Here is a 20442-nt window from a genome sequence, read left to right on the forward strand (position 1 = left end):
TCTACTTTTTCCCGTTTTCCGCCGCCCAAGCGTCCAACTGCTTCTGGAGCTCCGCGATAACCTTGTCGGCGCCGGCGTTCTTCAATTTCTCCAAATACTCCGGCAAATATTTAGCCGGATCGACCGTGCCGGTCATCAGCAGCGGCTCGTATTCCGCCTTGACCGCGGCGATGTTGGCGTATTCCGCTTTCACGGCCGAATCGTCGAGCTGGAATCCGAACGTCGGCTGCACATAGGCGCTCTCGTTCAGCTTCTTCGTCTCTTCCCACGTATTCGCCGCCTGCCCTTCCACCAGATACCCGTTGAACACATTGCCGAACACCCAGTTTTGCGCCGTGTACCCGCCGTTCGGGTCGACCTTGACGGTCTTGTCGTCCAGCTTCGTATAATGCTTGCCTTCCATTCCGAAGCTTAACAGGTTGTAAAGCTCGGGGTCGTTGTTCACGAGCTCGATCAGCATCATCGCCCGCTCGGGGTTTTCGGACGTGCGGCTGATCGCCGTCATCGTCGTAATGTTCGACGTGCGGCGCGTCGTAGCCACGGTCAGCGGAATGCCGACGACGTCGTATCCCCCGTTGTTCAGCTTCTTCTCGGCCTCGTACCCCGGCTTCATGGCGGATTCGAGCGACGCCGCGTATTTCCCGTTGTACAAGGAATCGATCTGCTTCACCGTGGATGCGTCCTCGTTGATGTACCCCTTCTCGAACCAATCGCGAATGAGCTCGAGGTGCTGCTTATACTCCGGCGTGCTTTCGAGGAGATTCGTCTTGAACGTCTTGTCGTCGAGCTTGACGCCGCTGTCGTCGTACCCGTACATGAACGGCTCGAACTTCGTTCCCGGACCGGTCAGCATGAGCGGGATCATGCCCGGTTCGTTGTCCTTGACTTGCTTCAGAAAAGGTTCCAGGTCCGCCAACGTCTTCACGGAAGCCGTGTCGAAGCCGTACTTGTCCACCAGCGACTTCAACAGGCTGATGCCGTACCGCGAGGTTACCGTCTGATAGTTCGGCACCGCATAAATTTCGCCCTGATATTTCGTCGCGTCCCACGTGAAGGACGGAATCGCTTCCTTCGTCTTCGGCGCGTACGTATCCAGCAGCTCGTTCAGCGCCAGGAAGGCGCCCTTCTTGACGTTCTCGTCGTAGTTGAACGCCCAGTTGGCCGTCCAGACGAGATCGAATTTCTCTCCCGCGGCGGAGGCCGTGTTCAGCTTCGTCGTGTAGCTGCCGAAGTCGATCGGCTGCAGCTTCACCGTCGCGTTGATTCTTTCTTTCACGATCTTGTTCACTTCGTCTTCGATCAGCTGTTGATCCGGCGGCACTTGGGAAATCCCGTAGTACCAAATCAGTTCGACCGGCGCCAGGCCCTCCTCCTCGGTTTCGGCGACGGGCGCCGTTCCTTCCCCGGCGTTGTCCGCCGGCGGCGTTCCTCCTCCGCTGCAAGCGGTGAGCAGCGCCGTACAAGCGACGATAGACCATAGAATCGAAAATTTCCTTTTCAACATGAACCCCTCCTGTATGAATTATCAATAACGACCCGACCGTGGAAGCTTGCGTTCGCGCGTCCCTCCCTTCCCTCCCTGCCGGTCGAGCGCGGTTACCCCTTAAGCGAACCGACCGTAAGGCCTTGCACGAAATATTTCTGGAAGAAAGGGAAGACGAACATCATCGGTCCGGCCACGAGCACGACGAGCGCCATGCGGACGGATTCGTTCGGGAACTGGCTCATATTGATGCCGAGACTTTGAATATACTCGCTGTTGTTGCGCAGAAAATCAAGCGTATTCATAATGCGGACCAGCAGCAATTGCAGCGGGACCTTCGTATCGTCGTTGATGAACAGCAGCGCGTTGAACCATTCGTTCCAATAATTGAACGCCATGAACAAGCCGAGCGTGGCGAGCGCGGGCGTGGACAGCGGTACGACGAGACGGAAGAAAATGCGCCATTCTCCCGCTCCGTCCATCTTCGCCGATTCGACGAGCTCGTACGGGATTTTCCCCATGAACCCTTTCATAATGAGTACATAGAACGGCGACAGCAGACCGGGCAAGACGATCGCCCAGAGGGAATCTTTCAAGTGCAAATATTGCGTCATCAAAATATAGAACGGGACTAGCCCGCCGGAAAACATCATCGGAATGAACACGAACACGGTGAGCGGGGAGCGGAAGCGGTAATCCCTGCGCGAGATGACATATCCGATCAACGCGGTGAGCAGCAGTCCGAGCAGCGTGCCGACGAGCGTCACGAAGACCGTGTTGCCGTAAGCGCGTAGGATGACGCCGGGCGATTGAAACAAATATTCGTACGCGAGCGTGCTGAACCCTCTCGGGAAGAACGAGTAGCCCAATTCGTACAGCTTTTCTTCCGTCGTCAAGGAGACGGACACGATCAAGACGAACGGCGCGACGATGCAGGCGGACAACAGCAGGAAGAAGCCGTTGACGACGATCTGCCCGCCCCTGCCAAGTTTGGCGGCGTATACTTCCATAGCGTTAGCGTTCCCTCCTTGATTACCATAGCGAATTTTCTTCGCTGATTTTCCGAATCGTATAGTTGGCGGCGACGACGAGCACGAACCCGACGACGGATTGATACAAGCCTACTGCCGCGGCCATCGCCACATCGCCGCTGACGGCGAGCGCGCGGTACACGAACGTGTCGATAATGTCGGTGACGTTGAACAGCAGCGGCGAATTGTTCGGGACGAAGAAATGCAGGCCGAAGTCGCCCCGGAACATGCTGCCGATCGCCATAATCATGAGAATGACGATGAGCGGCGTCAGCATCGGGAGCGTAATTTTCCGCGCCATTTGGAACCGCGTCGCTCCGTCGATGCGCGCGGCCTCGTAGTACGACGGGTCGATCGCGACGATTCCCGCGTAGTACACGAGCGCCGAGAAGCCGATCGACTTCCATAGATGCGCGAGGGTCAAGATCGCCGGCCAATGGGACAGCTCCAAGTACCATCGCACGCGTTCCAGTCCGAGGTCCTGCAGCGCCCGATTCACGAAGCCGAAGTCATGGTGCAGGAACATCTGCGTCAGAAACATGACGACGACCCAAGAGACGAACGTCGGCAAGAACATGACGGTTTGGTAATATTTGCTCCATCTTCGCGACACCTCGTTCAGCAGAATCGCGACGAGCAGCGCGCACAAGGTGGTCACGACCCAAAACCAGAGGCTGTACAGCACCGTGTTTCGCGTGACGATGAACGCTTTCTCCGATATGAAGAAAAATTTGAAATTGGCGAACCCGACCCACTCGCTGCCCAAGATCCCCATGTCGTACCGATAGTTCTTGAATGCGATCGCGACGCCGAACATGGTTAAGTAACTGAATACGAAAATGTAAAGGACGGAAGGAAGCGCGAGCAGGCTTAACTCCCGATCCCCTTTGCGAATCCGGGGGGCTCGCTTCTTGGCGGCTTTCCGTTCCGGTACGGCTTCATTGGCGATGTTCAAAGCGTTCTTCTCTCCTTCGTTCTCGGTTCTGCCATTCATCATGGCATGACGCGGGTTCGAAGGACATCTTAAAAACGGTACAAAATGCGAGTTTCGATATCGAAACGAGCGGATCGTGACGAAAATCGGCTGTTGCTGCCCCGCCGCGCACGCTTTGCCTGCCAACTGCACCGCCGTGCAGCACTTTCTGCACCACGGCGGTGCAATTTTTGCACCATCGCGGTGCACATGGTGCGCCGCGGCCCCCCCGCGCGCACGCTTTGACTGCCGACTGCACCGCCGTGCAGCACTTTCTGCACCACGGCGGTGCAATTTTTGCACCATCGCGATGCACTTGGTGCGCCACGGCCCCCTGCCGTGCACGCTTTGCCTGCCGACTGCACCGCCGTGCAGCACTTTCTGCACCACGGCGGTGCAATTTTGCACCATCGCGGTGCACTTGATCCGCCGTGGCCCCCTGCCGTGCACGCTTTGCCTGCCGACTGCACCGCCGTGCAGCACTTTCTGCACCACGGAGGTGCAATTTTTGCACCATCGCGGTGCACTTGGTGCACCGCGGCCCCCGCCGTTTGCACATACAAAAGTCGCCGCTCCGGTTTGCTTTGAACCGTAAAGAAAATGTGCTGTCGAGCGGTGAACGGGTAATTTTCTTTACCGTTGCTGACGCATAGATGGAAAGAAGCCGACTCCGGCAGCTTCGCGCTTCCGGAATCGGCTCCATTTTTGCTAGGTCGTTCGGTCGTAAGGTCAGCGGTCAGGTTTCCCGGGCTTTTCCGGCTTGCCGGGCTTATCCGGCTTCTCTGGCTTATCCGGCTTGCCCTTCCCTTTCTCGACGATGACCGCCGCCTCCGCCGTCGCCCCGCGGTACGAGACGAACAGTCGGGTTTCGCCGCGGGATACGCCCGTCAAGACGCCCGCAGCGTCCACCGCGGCGACGTCCGGATGCTCCGTCGCGAAGACGACGCCGTCCGCCGCCGTCGCCGGTTCGACCGTTCCGTCCGAATAGACGACCTCGACGGCCGCCGGCTTCGACTCGCCTTCGGCGAGCTCGTATCGCTCCGCATCGGTGCGAATCGACGCGATCGTTCGGGTAGGCTTCAACACGATGGCGTTATTCGCCCCGGCGTAATGGTATACGTTCAAATATCCCGTCGACCCGATCGGGTTGGCGGCGTCAGTATCCAGGAAATTAAACACCGTATCGCCGTCCACCCGGAACAAGTAGCGAACGCCCGAGTCGGTCGCGACCGCCCCGATTTCGATGTCATGCTCCGCGCCGGCGAAAACATGCTCGTTCGGGATGATCGAAATCATCGTCTGTCCCGGCTTCCAGCTTTGCAGCTCGATCTGCTGCTCCTTAATGACGATGAGGTACCCCTTGTTCCCGTTCACCCATGTCGGATCGCCGACGCGGTCGGACCTCACCGCGAACCCGTACCAACCGCCGTCGAACGCATCGAAGTCGGCTTTGAATCGGAGCAGCTCGCTGCCGAACGCCGCTCCGCCATAGCCGTAGACGCCGTTGCCGGTCATCGTCACGGTCCCGTCCGCGGCGTACACCGCATCCGACACCGTCCAATGCTCCCCGTCGTTCAGCGCATCGTCCAAGCGCACCCACGGGTAGGACGGTTCGACGACCGTGACGACCGCTTCCGCGCGAATATCCGCGTTTTCCTTCGAGACGACCGTAACGGTCGCCGTTCCGGCCCCATGCGCCTTCAACGTGCCGTCGTCCGCGACGGAGACGACGCCCGGGTCGCTGCTGCTCCACCCCACGCGCTTCGTCGTCGCGTCATGCGGCGCGACGGTCGCCGTCAGCTTGGCGCTCTCGCCCTCCTCCATCGTCACCGCGGACCGATCGAGCTCGATCCCCGTCACCGAAACGCGCACGATCGAGAACGCGATATCGTCGAACTGCAAGTCGGGGAAGCCTTCCACGTAAAACCCGACCTTCCCTGCAGCGCTGTGCGCAGGATGCTCGCCTTCGAGACGCAGCTCCCCGTTCACGTACAGACGAATGTTCGACCCGTTCCCGACGAGCTTGACCTCGTACGTCGTCCCCGGCGCGAGGTCGTCGCCGGCGAGCGCGGCCTCCGCCAACGTTCGCCACTCCGCGTCGGCGATCGACCACGACGAGCCCTCCGCCGTATTTTTATAGATCACGTACCCGCTGCCGTTCGCGCCGTCCCGCTCGTACATGACGAGCCGAGCGCCGTCCGGAATCGAATCGGGCGTCTTCAGCCGATACGTCAGCACGTAGTCGGACAGCTCGATCGGCGATTTAGCGTTCGCGCCGTTCGCGATCCGGTACCATCGATTGCCGTCCCCGTCCGCGACGATATCATGGTTGGCGTCGACGAGCCAGCCGCCTCCGCCGTTTTCGAAATCGGTAACGTGCAGAACGTCTGACACGACCACCGTCGCCGTCGCGAAGACGTCCGGATTCGCCGCCGACCGCGCGGTGACGACCGCCTCGCCCCGGCCGACGGCCGTCACGAAGCCGTCCTCGTCCACGCTAGCTACATCGGCGTCGCTCGTCGTCCATGTCACGGCGCGGTTCGAAGCGTTCTCGGGGAGTACGCTCGCCCGCAGCAGCGTCTGGCCGCCTTCCGGCAAGCGGACGACGTCGGGCTCGACGACGACCGCCTCTACGTTCTGCGTCGGCAACGAAATGCGAATGTCGTCGAACTGCAAATGCGTAAAGCCTTCGACGTAGAAGCCTACTTTTCCGGATTGACTATGACTCGGGTGTTCGCCCTGCAGCCGAAGCCGCCCGTCCACGAACACGCTGACGTCCGCGCCGCGTACGATCATCTTGACGTCGTGGACCGAGCCGGGCAGCAAATCCTTCTCGGACGAAGATACCGCCTTCAACGTGCGCCACTGCGAATCGAAGAGCGTCCAGACGGAGCCGTCCGCCGTGTCCTTATACTGCACGTAGCCGCTGCCGTTTGCCCCGTTTCGTTCATACATCAGGAAGGAAGCGCCCGGCTCGAACGTCTCCGGCGTCCTCAGCTTGTATTCGAGCGCGTAATTCGAGAACAGCTTGGAGGTTTGCGAGTTCGCCCCGTCTACGATCCGGTACCAATGATTTCCTGTCTCGTCCTCCTCGATGCTATGGTTCGCGTCGACGAGCCAGCCGCCCCCTCCGGATTCGAAGTCCGTGAAAGATAACACCCCGTCGCCTTCGATCACGGTCACGACGGCGGTATCCGCGATCGACGGATCCTCGGCCGACGCCGCCGTCAGTACGGTTACGCCCGGCGATACGCCCGTCACGTTCCCGTCCGCGTCCACCTCGGCCACGGTAGGATCGTCCACCGTATACCGAACGGAGCGGTTCGTCGCGTTCCACGGCACGACTTCGGCCCCCGCGGCCGCCGTCTTCCCTACCTCGACGACGAGCTCCTCGCCGAGATATACGCCGGCGACGCCGATCGCGTCCGGGGCATGAGGGATACCGACCTTGCCCTGCGTTCCGATCTGCTCGAACGGAATTTCCCGGAAGCCCGGCACCCGCTCGAACACCTCCGCTCCCTCGACGAGCCGGAAGTCGCCCGCCGCCGCGTCGACGAAGCCCGGGTCGGCGCTTGCGACCCAATTGTTTTCGTACTGCAGAAGATTATGGATGTCCCTTGCGCCGTGCTCGTTCGTCTGCGCGGATCGAGCCAGCGTCGGATTGTATATGACGTTGTTCGCGAATCGATTCGTCGTCGGGAAGTACCGATCCTCCTCGAAGAACGTAGCGAGCTCGGGATATTTCTCGAGGTACGGCGTGCCGACGAAGTCGTTATATTGCTCGAACAGCGCCTGCCATGCCGGCATATAATCCCGATCGACGCGGTTGCCCGGCTCCCGGCTCATGAACATCTCGTAGTTGTCGTAAGGCACATACGTGTCGATGAACATATTGTTCGTTGCGGTAATATAAGAACCGGTACCGCTCTTGATCGCGTCGTTGCCCATGCGGTAGAAGATGTTTTCCTCGATCCGCATCCCCATCGTCATATTGTCGGGGTACACACCCTCGACGCCGTGTTTATCCTCGCCGATATGGTGGAAGTAGTTGCGATACACCACGTTGCCGCGCTCGTGCGGCACCATACCGGCGTTCATATAGATCGCGCCCAGGTCCTGGAAGTCTTTGCAGATGTCGTAGATTTCGTTATATTCGATCACATGATCGTTGCCGTACACGATAATGCCCGGATGCGGCGCGTCGTGAATTTCGTTGCCGGACGCCCGATGGCCCACTCCGAAAAACAACACGCCTGGGTTGTACGCCTTATGGTAATACGCGAAATCGTGAATATGCGAGTTTTCCACCCGATTGTTTCCGGGCTCGAGCGTCGTTCGGTCGCCGCCGTTCAGCGTGACCGCCGTGCCGCCGATGTGGTGCAGATGCGTCGACACGACCGCATGCTCGCGTCCGAACAGATCGCCTTCCACGCCGTCGTACACATATCTTCCCGGCGAATTGATCAGCACGCCCCCGTTCGTGAAATTGCTGATGTCGCTATTCGCGATCACGACGTTCTCGCCGCCGAGGATGACCGCGGCCGTGTCCCGACCGTACTCGAGCGCCAGCGCTTCGAACCGGATGTACGAGGCGTTCACGGTACGAATCATCGGCTTCTTCAGCATCGTCACGACGACCTCGCCATGGCCGCTCGCGAACGCCGCGTTCGGAAGGAAATACAGGATGCCTGCGTTCCGATCGATGTAATATTCGCCCGGCGCGTCGATTTCCTCGAGCAAGTTTTGCGCGAAGTGGAAGTCCGGATACCAGTTCTTGAGCAGCCCGGACATTTCTCCGTACTGCAGCGTGATCGTCTTGTTCGCGGTATCGATCGACGCGACCTTGTTGTACGACCATTCCCAGCTATATCCGAAAATGCCGTCCAGCCAAATATCCTCGGCTTCCGTCCAATATTTCGGGCGGTCGTACGCATACCGGAACGTCCCGCCGCGCTCTTGCAGATCCGGATCGTTCACCGTCGGCCCCGGATCCAAGATGTCCCCCATCTGCACCGTGGCGTCGTTCGGCCAGCGCGCAAGCGTCATCCCCTGCCCGCCGACGTACAGCTCCATCGGAGGAACGAGACTGACGTCGTTCGCCTTCCAATATCCGTGCCGGCTCATCTCGCCGTAATCCTCGATCCCGAGCGACCGAAGGTCGACCTGCAGCACGCGGCCCCTCGCCCCTTCGTCGACGATGCGGCGCAGTACTTCGGAATCGTCGACCGGCACGAAGCTGTCGCGGCTCAGCGCCGCCCCGCCCGACAACCGGACGGTCTCTCCCGGGTAGGAGCGATAGACGATCGGCGCCTCCGCGGTTCCGGAATCTTCCGCCGTCAGTTCGAACGTATCGAGCCGTTCGTACGTCCCTTCCCTTAATAACACCGTGACGCCGCCCGCAGGCAGCCCGCCGTCGCTCTTGAGCGCGCGGATCGCGTCCCTCGCGCCCTCGAGCGTCCGAAGCGGATCGTTTTCCGCGCCCGAGTTGGAATCGCTTCCATCCGGGGACACGTAAATCGTCGCCCCGCCCTCTTCCGCCTGCGCGCTCGCCGGCGGCCACATCGCGGCGAGCATGCAGACGACAAGTCCTGCCAATAAACTTCTTCTGAACATCAACTTCACCCTCTCGATCCGTAGCGTCGGTCGTTCGACCGCAGCTTCATTGTGGTCTACGGAACTTCCCGAGGGAATGAAAAAAACGGCAGATTATGCCGTTTCGGATGTTGGTTTTTGCAGATCGTATTGAAAAGGCGACCGGACCGCCGTCCAAGGCTCACTTGCCGAGCGCGGCGTTGACTCGGAAATCTTTAGGCGTCGTCCCGTATTTCTTCTTGAACAGCGTAATGAAATAGCTGGCGTTGCTGAAGCCCAAATAATCGGCGATCTCCTTCACGGTGTAGTCGCTGTTCGAGAGCAGCTCGCGCGCCTTCTCCAAGCGATATCCGGTCAAGTAGTCGCCGACCGACATATTCTCGTATTGCCTGAAGACGCGTCCGACGTACGCCGGAGACATCTTCAGCGACGTCGCGATCGACTGAAGACTTAGCGTAATGTCGGTAAGGTTTTTCTCGATAATTTCCTTGACCGCATCCACGATCAATTGACCGCGCTCTTCCTTCGGCGAATCGGCGTCCGTCTTGCACAGCGACGTCAAGAACGTCTCGAGCTCCTCCCGCATGGCGGCGAGGGAATCGGCTTGCAGCACCTTGCGATTGAGCTTCTGCGATTCGGCCGCGTTCGCATGCGCCGCGAAGGCGGGCTCGCGCAGCACCGGCTTGACCGCCAACACGAGCTGTTGCGCAGCGAACGTCATATAATCGTAATGCAAGCCGGCGATCCATTCGAACGCGCGCCGCAAGGCGTCCCGGACGCCCGCTTCGTCCTTCGACCTTAAGCCCTCGACGAGCGACTTCTCGAGCGCTCTCGGCAGCGTCGCGTCGTCGCGGCTGCGGTTCCCCAAGGCGAGCTCCGGCGTAATGAGGGCGCCGGGCCCGAAAGCCAATCGGTACATCAACTGGTGCACCGTCGCATCGTACGCTTCGGTCAAAGCCGTTCTCCGGGCGATCCCCTCGCCGACGGCGGCCGAGAACGTCCGGCGGTAATATTGGCGGAACGTCTCTTGCGCGTCCCTCACATGCTTCGAGACGACGTCCACGTCGACGGCATCGGCAGTCGAACGGAGGAGCGCGACGATAAATTCGTTGTTCATATCGATCACGCGGGCCGCGTACGAACGGGACAACAGCTCCTCCAAAATGTTGCAGACCGCGAACCGAAACAGCTTCTCTCGGAAGCCGTCGGACGCCTCCAGCGCCGAGGGCGACTGGTCCATCGTCAAGACGACCAATCGCCAGACGCCGTCGTCCCCGCCTTCGAACAGGCTCGGATTCGTCTCCGCGCAAAGCCGGAACTCCTCTTCGGACCGCGCCGCGCTGTCCGCGATCCAGCTTCGCAGGTAGTAATCTTCTACGATCCGTTTCGTTTTGACGTCTTCCCGGTCGACCTGCTCCAGCCGATCCAGCGTATGCCGATACGCGTCGGTGAGGAAGGCCATCTCGTCGCGCTCGTCATGAGGCGCCTTGGCGGACGGCTTCCCGTCCTCGTTCCGAAACAGCTCGAGCAGCTTACGAATCGGCCGGTACAGCCGGTTCGCGACGAACAGCGACAGGGCGAAGCTTACGACCAGGAAAGCGGACGTGACTAACATCGTAAGATCTCTCAGCTTCTGCACGCGGCTCATCACTTCGTCGTACGGCAAGAAGTTCATGACCCGCCACTCGCCGACCCCGACGCTCATTTGGGAGATGACGTAGGAACGGTCGCCGATGCGCTGCACGGAGAAATCTTCCGCCGCCTCCATGCCGCCCTCCCGAACGGTTCGGCTGACGTACGATTCGATGTCCCGATCCGAACGGGACGGCTCCTCGCCGGAATGCAGAATCGTTCCGTTCCGATCCACGAGAATCATGTTGCTCGCTTCCGACAACGTATTGACGTTGGACACGTTTTCGAAAATCCATTGCGGCCTGACGTTCACGACGACGGCGCTCGGCACCGCGCCGTCGGCCGGACGATTCCCGACCAGGATGAAGGAGAAGACGTCGACGCCCGTCCCCTCCTCGTCGATGCGAACCGGCACGAGCCTGCCGATCTCCTCCGGACGAATCGACTCGAGACGCTTCCGCAAGCTCTCCTGAAGCTCGGGCATATGCGTTCTCGTCCATAACCCGGAGCCGCCGAAATACATGTGGAGACTACCGCCGCCCGCCACGACGATCGAATCGACGAACGTCGTCGCCTCCGTCACCATATCCAGCTTGCGTAGCGTCTGAAATTTCATCACCGGCTCGGGCGCGTCCGCGTTCATCAGGTAGACGATGCCCGGATCCAGATTCACCATAATGGCGACGTTCTGCACGAGCTCCTCGATATAGCTAAGATTGTGTTTGATTTGGGACAGCACCTTCCGGTCCGCTTCCCTCTGCGTCTGCAGGACGATCTCCTTCGAATATGCGTAAAACGAGATGGACGTAAACAGCAGCAGTCCCACCATCGATAGGTTGAAATAAAATAATATCCGCTGCAAATATTTCCGGTTCGTGACGCCGCTCAGCATGTTCATTTTCCCGAACCTCTCTCGTTCCGTTACTCGGACAAGCCGGTACGCGCGCTGCGATTCTGTCAGAGTGTACCCGCCTCCCCGCCGGATCGTCAAGGCGAAGGCGGAAATTTATAATTTTGTACGTTTATTGATATTAAGAAAACCTCGCCTGGCGACGAGTCCTTAGAGTTCGAGCGTATGCATCATGTGCGTGCAGGGAGGGCGTGGGTCATACGCTCCGGTATGCCCCACGCCTTTTCCGCCTTAGCGCAACGCATCGCTAATCCTGTACTTGCAGCCATGCACTCCCTTGTAATTCTCCGATATATTCGCTCCTCCGCATGCTTCGCGCGAAAATCGCGGAGGCACCTTAAAAAAATAGAGACGCCGGACAAGCCGACGCCTCATTCCTAATCGCTTATGCTTTCCTCGGCTTGCCGAACTTGCCCTCGTAGAAATCCTGGATCGCGAGCTTGATGTCGCCGACCGTCGTCATGACGAACGGCCCTTGCTGCACGACGGGCTCGCCGATCGGCCGGCCCGCGGCGAGCACCGCCCGAAGCGGCGCGTCGGCGCGAAGGACGAACTCGCTGTCTTCGGCGTCCGCATCGTCCGACGCGCCGAGCCACAGCACCTGATTCGCGGCGCCCTGCGTCTCCTCGACGCCGAAGCGCCCGCTCCCTTCCAGAACGTAAAGAAATCCGTTATAGTCCGCGGGCAGACGCTGCGTCAGCGTCGCCCCCGGCTCCATCGCGATGTCGAGGAACGTCACGGGCACGACGTTCTTCGTCTCGGCCGCGACGTCCCCGGACGCGCCGGAGAACACGCGGACCGTCGCCCCGTCTTCCCGCCGCACCGGCATGTTCGCCGCCTTCAAGTCTTGGTAGCGCGGCGCGGTCATTTTCTCCGACTTCGGCAAGTTGAGCCACAGCTGCAAGCTGTGCACCGTCTCGCCCGGCAGCGGATCCTCGGAATGAATGATGCCGCGTCCCGCGGTCATCCACTGTACGTCCCCGGGCTCCAGGATGCCGTAACCGCCGTAGCTGTCCTCGTGCTTCAACCGGCCTTCGATGACGTACGTAACCGTCTCGAACCCGCGATGCGGATGGAAGTCGAACGTTCCCGCCTGGAACCAGTCCTCCATCATGAGCAGGAACGGGTCGAACTCTCTCCACCGCCCCGGCTCCAACACGGCGGCCGCCTTCACGTGCGAGCCGCCGCGCGGCTCGGGCGCGGCGTCCCATACCGAGCGAATGCCGCGTCTTCCGATGCTTCGTCCTTCCATCTCCCGCATCCTCCTATTCCGCCGTCCGCGGCGACACGCCGCCGCCGCTCGGCCGGTTCACTAATAAGTAATATAGCCCGGCCATGACCAAGGAAACAAGGCCGCCGACCAAATACGCCCCGTCGTAGCCGGCGCGCGCGGCGACGACCCCGAGCGCGAACGAGCCCGCGCCGTACCCGGCGTCGAACAGCAAGAAGAACGTGCCGGTCGCGAGACCCGCGCGATGGCGAGGCGCCGATTGAATCGCGAGCGTCTGCAGGCTCGGCAGCAGCGCGCCGAAGCCGAGGCCGATGACGGCGCCCGAGCCGAGGAAGGCGGTCGGCGTCCGCGCGAAGCTTAAGGCGATCATCCCCGCCGCGAAGAGGAAGATGCCCGGATACACGAGCGCGTTCGCTCCGAACCGGTCGAACCACCGGCCCGTCATCGGCCGCGTCAGCACGATCATCGCCGCGAACACCGCGAAGAAATAGCTCGCGTAGGAGCCTAGATGAAGTTCGACCGCGTATACGGATAAGAACGTCGACAGCGAACCGTACGCGAACGCCAGGAAGGCGCTGGCGACGGCCACCGGCAGCGCCGCCGGCTCGATGTAGCCGCGCCAGCTCGAGGCGGCCGCCGGCTTCTCCGTCGCGGGAGGCGACGGCCGCTGCGGCAGACGAAGCGTCAGCCCGCACAGCAGCGACAGCGCCGAAAATGCGATACAGATCAGGAACATCGCGTTCAGGCTGAACCGATCCGCGATCGTAAGACCGACGAACGGCCCGACGACCATCGCGAGGCTCATGAACAAGCTGAAGTAGCCGATGCCTTCGCCCTTGCGGCGGTCGGGAACGAGCTCGGCCGCGACGGCGCCGCCCGCGGTCGCGGCGAGGCCGAAGCCGACGCCGTGCGCGAGCCGCAGCCCGATCAGCGCCCCGAAGTGATGCATCGCCGGATACAGCAGCGCGCAGACCGCGAACAGCAGCAGCGAGCCCGCGAACAGCTTCTTCCGGTCGTACCGGTCCATCCACTTCCCGGCCAACGGACGAAACAATACCGTCGTCAAGATGAACGCGGTCATCACGAGCCCGACCTGCGTCTCGGCGGCGCCTAGTCGCTGCGTCACGAACAACGGCAGCGTGACGGCGTAAATATAAAACGTCATAAACAGAAAAAAATTGCTGAGGCATACCGCAACGAAGTTGCGGGTCCACAGCGGCGTTCGAATCGGTTCGTTTTCATGCTGCATACTTTCGTATCAAGTCCTCTCCGATTGTACCTGTTCGCAGGCGCGATGCCATAGATGAGCCAGCGCTTCGCGGAGGGCGGCGACGCGATCGGCAGGCAGCCCGTCGAGCAGCGCGTCGATCGTCTCCCGCTCCACCGGCGCGAGCTCCGCGGCGAGGCGGTCGCCCTTCTGCGTGCCGTACACGAGGAACGACCGCCGGTCGTCTTCGTTCGGCTTGCGAACGACCAAGCCCTTGCGCTCCAGCTGGTCCAAAATTCTCGTCACGTTCGTCTGGTCCTTCTCCGCCCGGGACGCGAGCTCCTTCTGCGTGACGCCGTCCCGCTCCGCAAGACGCTGCAGCACCGAAAACTGTTCGGGCGTAATGCCGTACGACTCGAGGCGACTCGTAAGCAGCTGGCTGATTTTCCGCGTCGTCCGGCTCAGCTGAAACCCGATCGATTCATCGAGCATGGCTTGTCCTCCAATTTAGTTGCTATACCAATTATACTTGCAACAATCGAATTTGTCGAACGAAAAAGCCCGACGCCGAATATTCGGCGTCGGGCCGCGAACGAGTTACGGCGTCTCGATCCAAGCGGTGCGCGTCTCGGCGTCCCACGTCACCGTTCCGTCGAGCGTCTCGACCAAGAAGCGCAGCGGAAGCATCGCGGAACCGCCGTCCATGATCGCGGGCGCTTCCAAGGGCGCCGGCGCGCCGTTCACGATCGCTTGCGCCCCGTCGATGCGCAGCTCGACCGTCTTGCCCGGCTTCGCGATGGTCACCTTCCGTTCGACGCCGTCCCACGCGACCGAAGCGCCCGCCTGTTCCAGAACGCCTCGCACCGGCACGTACGTGTACCCGCCTCGGACGGTCGCCGGTCGGGGCAGCGGCGGGTAGCGGCCGTTCACCGCGACGGACGCCGTCTCCCGCGTCGACGCGTACGCGGCGATCGTGCGCGCGTCAGACAAATACGCCGTCTGGTCCGGTCCGACCTCGAGGTTCACGTCCCCTCGATAGGTCAGACGGCCGACGATCGCGCCGTTGCGGGTCGCCAATGCGGCCTTGTGCCGCCAATCCGCGAAGTACCGCTCCTCGCCGCTCGCGAACCACTGGTCCTTCGTCACGGAGCCGGCTGCCGTCGGGTACGCGAACAAGCCGTCGTTCGCATCGGCGAGCGGCCGCGCCGCGCCGCCCGGCCGGCGATACGATTCGACGGCGAGCGTCTTCCCCGTTCGTCGATCCACCGTATACACGCTCGGGATCGCCTCTTCGCTGCTCTCCCAATACAGAGCGCTTCCGTCGGGACGGATGCCGATCAGGTTCATGATCGACCCGTTGTTCCAGGGAATATCCCATGCGACCGTTCCATCCGCGTTCAGCGCCACGATCCGTTCCGTGGCGTACCCGTCCTCCCCGCTCCCGATCACGTTCACGTAACTGCGTCCGTCCGGATCGACGATGCCGGGGTCGAGCGAAGCCCAAGCGACTTCGTCGTCGACCGCGTACTCCCATAGCTTCTTCCCGTCGGCTAGACGGTAAGCGAACATCTTCCCCTCGAATCCGTTCTCGAGCACGATTTGCTTCGCGTCCGGCGCCGGCGGCTCGATTCGCGAGGAGCTTACCTGTTGGGCGGCGCTCCAGAGCGTCTCGCCCGTCGAAGGCGATAACGCCGACAAGCGATAATCGGTCTCTTCCAAAAACCCGCAGACTTGCGACATACTGCATGTCGTCCAAGCCAGCAGCATATCGCCGCTCGCGAGCACGGGAGTCTCGTACGTCATCGGGATGTCCGCTCCCGGGTAATCGTCCCACGTTTTCTCCCATACGACCTTCCCATCGTACGTTACCGCGACCAACCGATTTCCGCCGGCGATATATATCCGATCTCGATCCGCGGTAAACTTCTCCATCCGTTCGATTCCGATCGACTCCAGCAAAAACTTGCTTTTTACGCCGCCGTCCTTCTTATCGATGCGAACGATCGTCTCCTTCCGGTAATCCGCGCCGGCGGTATGAATGGAGGCTACGATCCAACCGTCCGTCAGACTGAATTCGTAGATCGCTAGATCGTCCCGCTTCCAGATCGTCTTGCCCGTCGGACCGATCTTCCCGAACTCCAGCACGCCGCCGTCGTACAAATTACGCTTGGCGTACAGCGCCGTTCCGTCGCCGCCCGCTTCGACGACCGAGAGGGTCGGGTCGAACTCCCTGTTTCCCGACGAGTAAGACCATATCCGGGTATAACCGTCCGTCCCGGCGTCCTTCGTCCCGGCTTCGGCCGCCGCCCCGAGCGGAAGCAGCGCGGCCGCCAGCGCGGCCATCGCCGCTCGTTTTCCCCATCCGCGAATAAATCCACTGCAATTTTCCATAAACGCCAACAAAATGTCCCCTCCCCGACGATAAAATTCAGTATATCGGAATTGAGATTTGCCCTACAACCTGCTATAGTCGAACTGGACTTATCACCGAAGAAGAAAATCCGACGCCACGGCGCCGGGAGAGGTTCGCGAACTCCCTCTATAAAAAACTAAGATAGGTGCAGACGCCGATGAGCTGCGCCCTGCTTCGTTTTTTCCGAAAGTAGAGTGCTGTTCCCTGAATCTCGTCTTCTTTTCCGTCCCGGACCCCCGAGGAGAAAAGAGAGGAGATTTTTTTATGCCCGCAGGCAGAACGAACGAGGAATTGCAAGACATCACGCTGCTCGGCAACCAAGGCGTGAAATACGTGTTCGAGTACGATCCGAAGCTGCTCGAGACGTTCGACAACAAGCACCCGTATCGAGACACGTTCGTCAAATTCAACTGTCCCGAATTCACGAGCTTGTGCCCGATGACCGGTCAGCCGGACTTCGCGACGATGTACATCAGCTACATCCCCGACGTCAAGATGGTCGAGAGCAAATCGCTCAAGCTGTACTTGTTCAGCTTCCGGAATCACGGCGACTTCCACGAGGATTGCGTGAACATTATTATGAACGACCTGATCGAGGCTATGAACCCCCGCTACATCGAGGTATGGGGCAAGTTTACGCCGCGCGGCGGCATCTCGATCGACCCGTACTGCAACTACGGCCGCCCCGGCACGAAGTACGAGGCGATGGCCGAGCAGCGAATGCTGAACCATGACATGTATCCGGAAAAGGTCGACAACCGATGAAGCCGTTCATCCTGCTCGCCTACCTCGCCGCCATCGTCGCCGCGAACGTCGTCACGGCATCGTTCGCTCCGATCCCGATCGGCGCCCTGCTCGTCCCGGCCGGGTCGTTCCTGATCGGCGCCACCTTCATTCTGCGCGACTTCGTGCAGCGCGCGTTCGGCCGCCGCCGGACGTACGCCGCGATTCTGGCCGCGCTGGCGTTGTCCGCCGCGACGTCGTACGCGCTCGGCGACACGCTTCTCATCGTCTTCGCGTCCGCCGTCACGTTCCTCGTCTCCGAGACGCTCGATACGGAGACGTACACGCGCCTCAAGCTGCCGATGGCCTCGCGCGTCTTCTTCAGCGGCCTCGTCGGCGGCTTCGTCGACAGCGCGCTGTTCGTCGTCATCGGCCTGTCGCCGATCGGCGCGGGCTTCCTGCCGTGGGATGCCGTCGGGTTCGCGATCGCCGGCCAAATTCTCGTGAAGACCGCCATGCAAGCGCTCGGCGCGGCGGTCATCGCCTTCACGCCGCTCGCCCGCGAAACCGAAAGATAGGGACCCGCACGGCCCATAACAGGCGGGTGGGGCTTCTTTCAGCCGAATAGGGAACATCGATGTTCTCTATCCGGCTGAAACGGGCCATCCGTATACTTAACGTCAACATCATTTTCGTCTTTGGGAAGCCGCTCGTCGAAGAATAAATCGTCGTTATCCTCGGAATCGTAAGCCGTCGGCTCCCAACCTTGGCTTATGCATCAATTGTGCATGGAAAGCGTGGGGCATACGCTCCGTTTGCTCCGCTTTAGCGCAACGCGTCACTAATCTTGTGCTTCGCACGAAAATTGCAGAGGCATCTCCGGATCTCTAATACCCCAGCTTTCTAAGTGTCGTACGACGACACCGATGTGTGGCAGGCATACGAACCGTAAAGAAAATGTGCTGTCGGTCTGCCAACGGTAAAAATCCTTAACGATAGCTGCCACTAAGACGGATGAACCGAAGGCACGGCGCGAAAGGCAGGAGACCGGGCGCGGACCGAACCCAATGGGATGTGTGGCAGGCATACGAACCGAAAAGAAAATGTGCTGTCGGGCTGCCAACGGTAAAAATCCTTAACGGTAGCTGCCACTAAGACGGATGAACCGAAGGCGAGGCGCGAAAGGCAGGCGGTATGGCGTTGAGTTCGCGCAGCATGAGCAAAACAAGCCGCAATCGTTCAGCTGAGCGAAGGTCAATCCAGGAGAAGGAACGCGGGAACAAGCACCTTCCTCCTCATGGAATGCTTCAAACTTTTACAATTACTGATATTTCAAAAAAAAACGCCCTCCTTGGTCAGGAGAGCGTTTCTTCTTCGTATATAGACTACCGTTACCGCGCCATGTCGGACGAACGCCCTTCGGCGCGACCGCCCTGCCGAAGATAGAGCCCGTACGCGAAAATCAGCGCGCTTACGGCGAGATAGGCGAGATCGTACAGCAGCTCGTACGGATCGCCTTGTTTAACGTGGTGCAGCTGAAGCACATGGTGATTTACGATGCCTTCGACGACGTTGAAGCCGCCGGCGCCGAGCAGCGCTCCGCTAACCAGCAGACGCCTCCCTCTCGCGAGTCCGCCCGGGTGTCCGGCGCGCCATAACATGACCGCGGATACGGCCAACGCGACGACGGTGAATGCGTGGAACACCCCGTCGCTTACGATTTGTCCGTGCCGATGCGTATGCATATAGACGCTGTGCCATTGCAGCAGCTGATGAAAGACGATCCCGTCGAACGCGCCCGCGAGTCCGATCCCCAGCAAAATCCCCCCGTAATCTAGCAGCTTCAGCTTCTCCTCCGCCGTCACTCCATACCGCCTCCGCCATTGTTTTCTATCATTCTTGCCTTTCTAGCGGAGGTTTATACGAATCTATGAATAAACTTCTACGGAGTATCGTTCGATCGCGCGAGAGAGCCGGGCGAGCGCCTCCGGTACGAGCGCCGGCGGCGTATGCGTAAAGTTCAGGCGCAGCGTATTGCGTGCCGGTACGCCGGCGTAGAACGGTTCGCCCGGCACGAAGGCGACGCCTTCCTCCACCGCCAGCTTCAGCAGATCGGCGGCGACGTACGTCTCCGGCAGCGACGCCCAGAGGAACATGCCGCCCGCCGGGCGGTTCCAGCGCAGCCGATCCAGCGGCCCGCCCTTCAAGGCGGCGACGAACCCTTCCATCCGCTCCCGGTACATATCGCGGATGAAGCCGATGTGCCCGGCCAGATCCCAGCCGGTCACGAGCTCGAGCAGCGCCAGCTGATCCGCCGCGCTCGAGTGCAGATCCGACGCCTGCTTCGCCTTCGCCATCATACGGAGGACGTCGGCCGGTCCGGCGGCGAAGCCGGTGCGCAGCGCCGGGGCCACCGTCTTCGAGAACGAGCCGAGGTACAGCGCGTTGCCGTCGTCGCCGGAAGCGGCCCCGAGCGCGGCGTCGTGTTCGTAGAGCGTCTGGATGCGGTTCGCCGCGTCGAATCGGATGTCCCCGTACGGATCGTCTTCGATGACGAGCGCGCCGTATTTCCGCGCCAGCTCCGCGAGCGCTCGGCGACGCTCCGACGACCACGTCTTGCCGACCGGATTCGAGAACGTCGGAATGACGTACACGGCTTTCGGCCGATGCGTCCGCAGCTTCGCTTCCAGATCGTCCGGCAGCATGCCTTCGTCGTCGGAGTCGACCTCCACGGCCCGTCCGTCCGCCAGCGACAGCGACTGCAGCGCGGCCAGATACGTCGGACGCTCCACCAGCAGGACGTCGCCCGGATCGATCAAGACGCGGAACGCTAAGTCGATCGCTTGCTGCGAGCCCGTCGTCAGCAGCAGCCGATCGACCGACGTACCGATACCCTTATCGGCCAGAAATCCCGTCAGCCATTCCCGCAGCGCGGGCACGCCCTCCGTCACGCCGTATTGCATCGCGCCCTTGCCGCGGGCGAATACCCGCTCGTACGCGTCCCGAATCGCCTCCGTCGGGAACGAATCCTCCGCCGGAAGTCCGCCCGCGAACGACACCACCTTCGAGCTTTGCGTCAGCTTCAGAATGTCGCGCACCGCGGACGTCTGCGCCCGCTCGATCGTCTTCGAAAACCTTCTTTCCATTGCTCGTTCCCCGCTCTCGACTGTTATAATATTCTTATTAAATTACGGCACGAGATGTATAACAGTAAAGATAATACTATAACAGTGCGCGCAATGTCGCT

Annotated in this window: 13 protein-coding genes and 1 riboswitch; of the genes, 2 read left to right on the plus strand and 11 right to left on the minus strand. The window is 60.8% G+C overall.

The window, feature by feature from the left end; genetic code table 11:
• Window position 1: 1 nt before the first annotated feature.
• From FE782_RS27775 to FE782_RS27815, 9 genes are all read right to left on the minus strand, one after another.
• On the minus strand, window positions 2-1504 hold the full coding sequence (locus tag FE782_RS27775; RefSeq protein WP_138197615.1) for an ABC transporter substrate-binding protein: 1503 nt from the start codon (window positions 1502-1504) through the stop codon (window positions 2-4).
• 92 nt (window positions 1505-1596) lie between these two features.
• The gene (locus tag FE782_RS27780) at window positions 1597-2493 is read right to left on the minus strand and encodes a carbohydrate ABC transporter permease (RefSeq protein ID WP_138197616.1); all 897 of its coding nucleotides are present in this window, start codon (window positions 2491-2493) and stop codon (window positions 1597-1599) included.
• Between the two features lie 22 nt (window positions 2494-2515).
• Window positions 2516-3469, minus strand: coding sequence for an ABC transporter permease (locus FE782_RS27785; RefSeq protein WP_238392688.1), 954 nt, complete (start codon window positions 3467-3469; stop codon window positions 2516-2518).
• 747 nt (window positions 3470-4216) lie between these two features.
• Window positions 4217-9100, minus strand: a complete 4884-nt coding sequence (locus tag FE782_RS27790) for an Ig-like domain-containing protein (protein ID WP_138197618.1) — start codon at window positions 9098-9100, stop codon at window positions 4217-4219.
• A 160-nt stretch (window positions 9101-9260) separates the two neighbouring features.
• On the minus strand, window positions 9261-11609 hold the full coding sequence (locus tag FE782_RS27795; RefSeq protein ID WP_138197619.1) for a helix-turn-helix domain-containing protein: 2349 nt from the start codon (window positions 11607-11609) through the stop codon (window positions 9261-9263).
• A 397-nt stretch (window positions 11610-12006) separates the two neighbouring features.
• Window positions 12007-12873, minus strand: coding sequence for a pirin family protein (locus FE782_RS27800; protein WP_138197620.1), 867 nt, complete (start codon window positions 12871-12873; stop codon window positions 12007-12009).
• Window positions 12874-12886: 13 nt separating this feature from the next.
• Entirely contained in the window at window positions 12887-14101 is a 1215-nt protein-coding gene (locus FE782_RS27805; protein WP_138197621.1) for an MFS transporter, read from the minus strand.
• A 9-nt stretch (window positions 14102-14110) separates the two neighbouring features.
• Window positions 14111-14551, minus strand: coding sequence for a MarR family winged helix-turn-helix transcriptional regulator (locus FE782_RS27810; RefSeq protein WP_138197622.1), 441 nt, complete (start codon window positions 14549-14551; stop codon window positions 14111-14113).
• A 105-nt stretch (window positions 14552-14656) separates the two neighbouring features.
• Window positions 14657-16450, minus strand: a complete 1794-nt coding sequence (locus tag FE782_RS27815; protein ID WP_238392691.1) for a stalk domain-containing protein — start codon at window positions 16448-16450, stop codon at window positions 14657-14659.
• Between the two features lie 124 nt (window positions 16451-16574).
• A riboswitch (PreQ1 riboswitch) is annotated at window positions 16575-16618 on the plus strand.
• Window positions 16619-16736: 118 nt separating this feature from the next.
• Between FE782_RS27815 and queF the strand changes: the two genes are divergently transcribed.
• Window positions 16737-17237, plus strand: coding sequence for a preQ(1) synthase (gene queF, locus FE782_RS27820; RefSeq protein ID WP_138197624.1), 501 nt, complete (start codon window positions 16737-16739; stop codon window positions 17235-17237).
• The gene (locus FE782_RS27825) at window positions 17234-17773 is read left to right on the plus strand and encodes a VUT family protein (RefSeq protein ID WP_138197625.1); all 540 of its coding nucleotides are present in this window, start codon (window positions 17234-17236) and stop codon (window positions 17771-17773) included. The genes queF and FE782_RS27825 overlap by 4 nt, the downstream gene beginning before the upstream one ends.
• Before the next feature lie 813 nt (window positions 17774-18586).
• Here the strand turns inward: FE782_RS27825 and FE782_RS27830 are convergent.
• A complete protein-coding gene (locus FE782_RS27830; protein WP_138197626.1) occupies window positions 18587-19060 on the minus strand; it encodes a DUF2243 domain-containing protein in 474 nt (157 codons plus the stop codon).
• A gap of 63 nt (window positions 19061-19123) precedes the next feature.
• Window positions 19124-20341 carry an aminotransferase-like domain-containing protein gene (locus tag FE782_RS27835; RefSeq protein ID WP_138197627.1) on the minus strand — a complete coding sequence of 406 codons (1218 nt, stop codon included), beginning with the start codon at window positions 20339-20341 and terminating at the stop codon, window positions 19124-19126.
• Window positions 20342-20442 lie beyond the last annotated feature (101 nt).

Source organism: Paenibacillus antri (assembly GCF_005765165.1).
Lineage (GTDB): Bacteria > Bacillota > Bacilli > Paenibacillales > YIM-B00363 > Paenibacillus_AE > Paenibacillus_AE antri.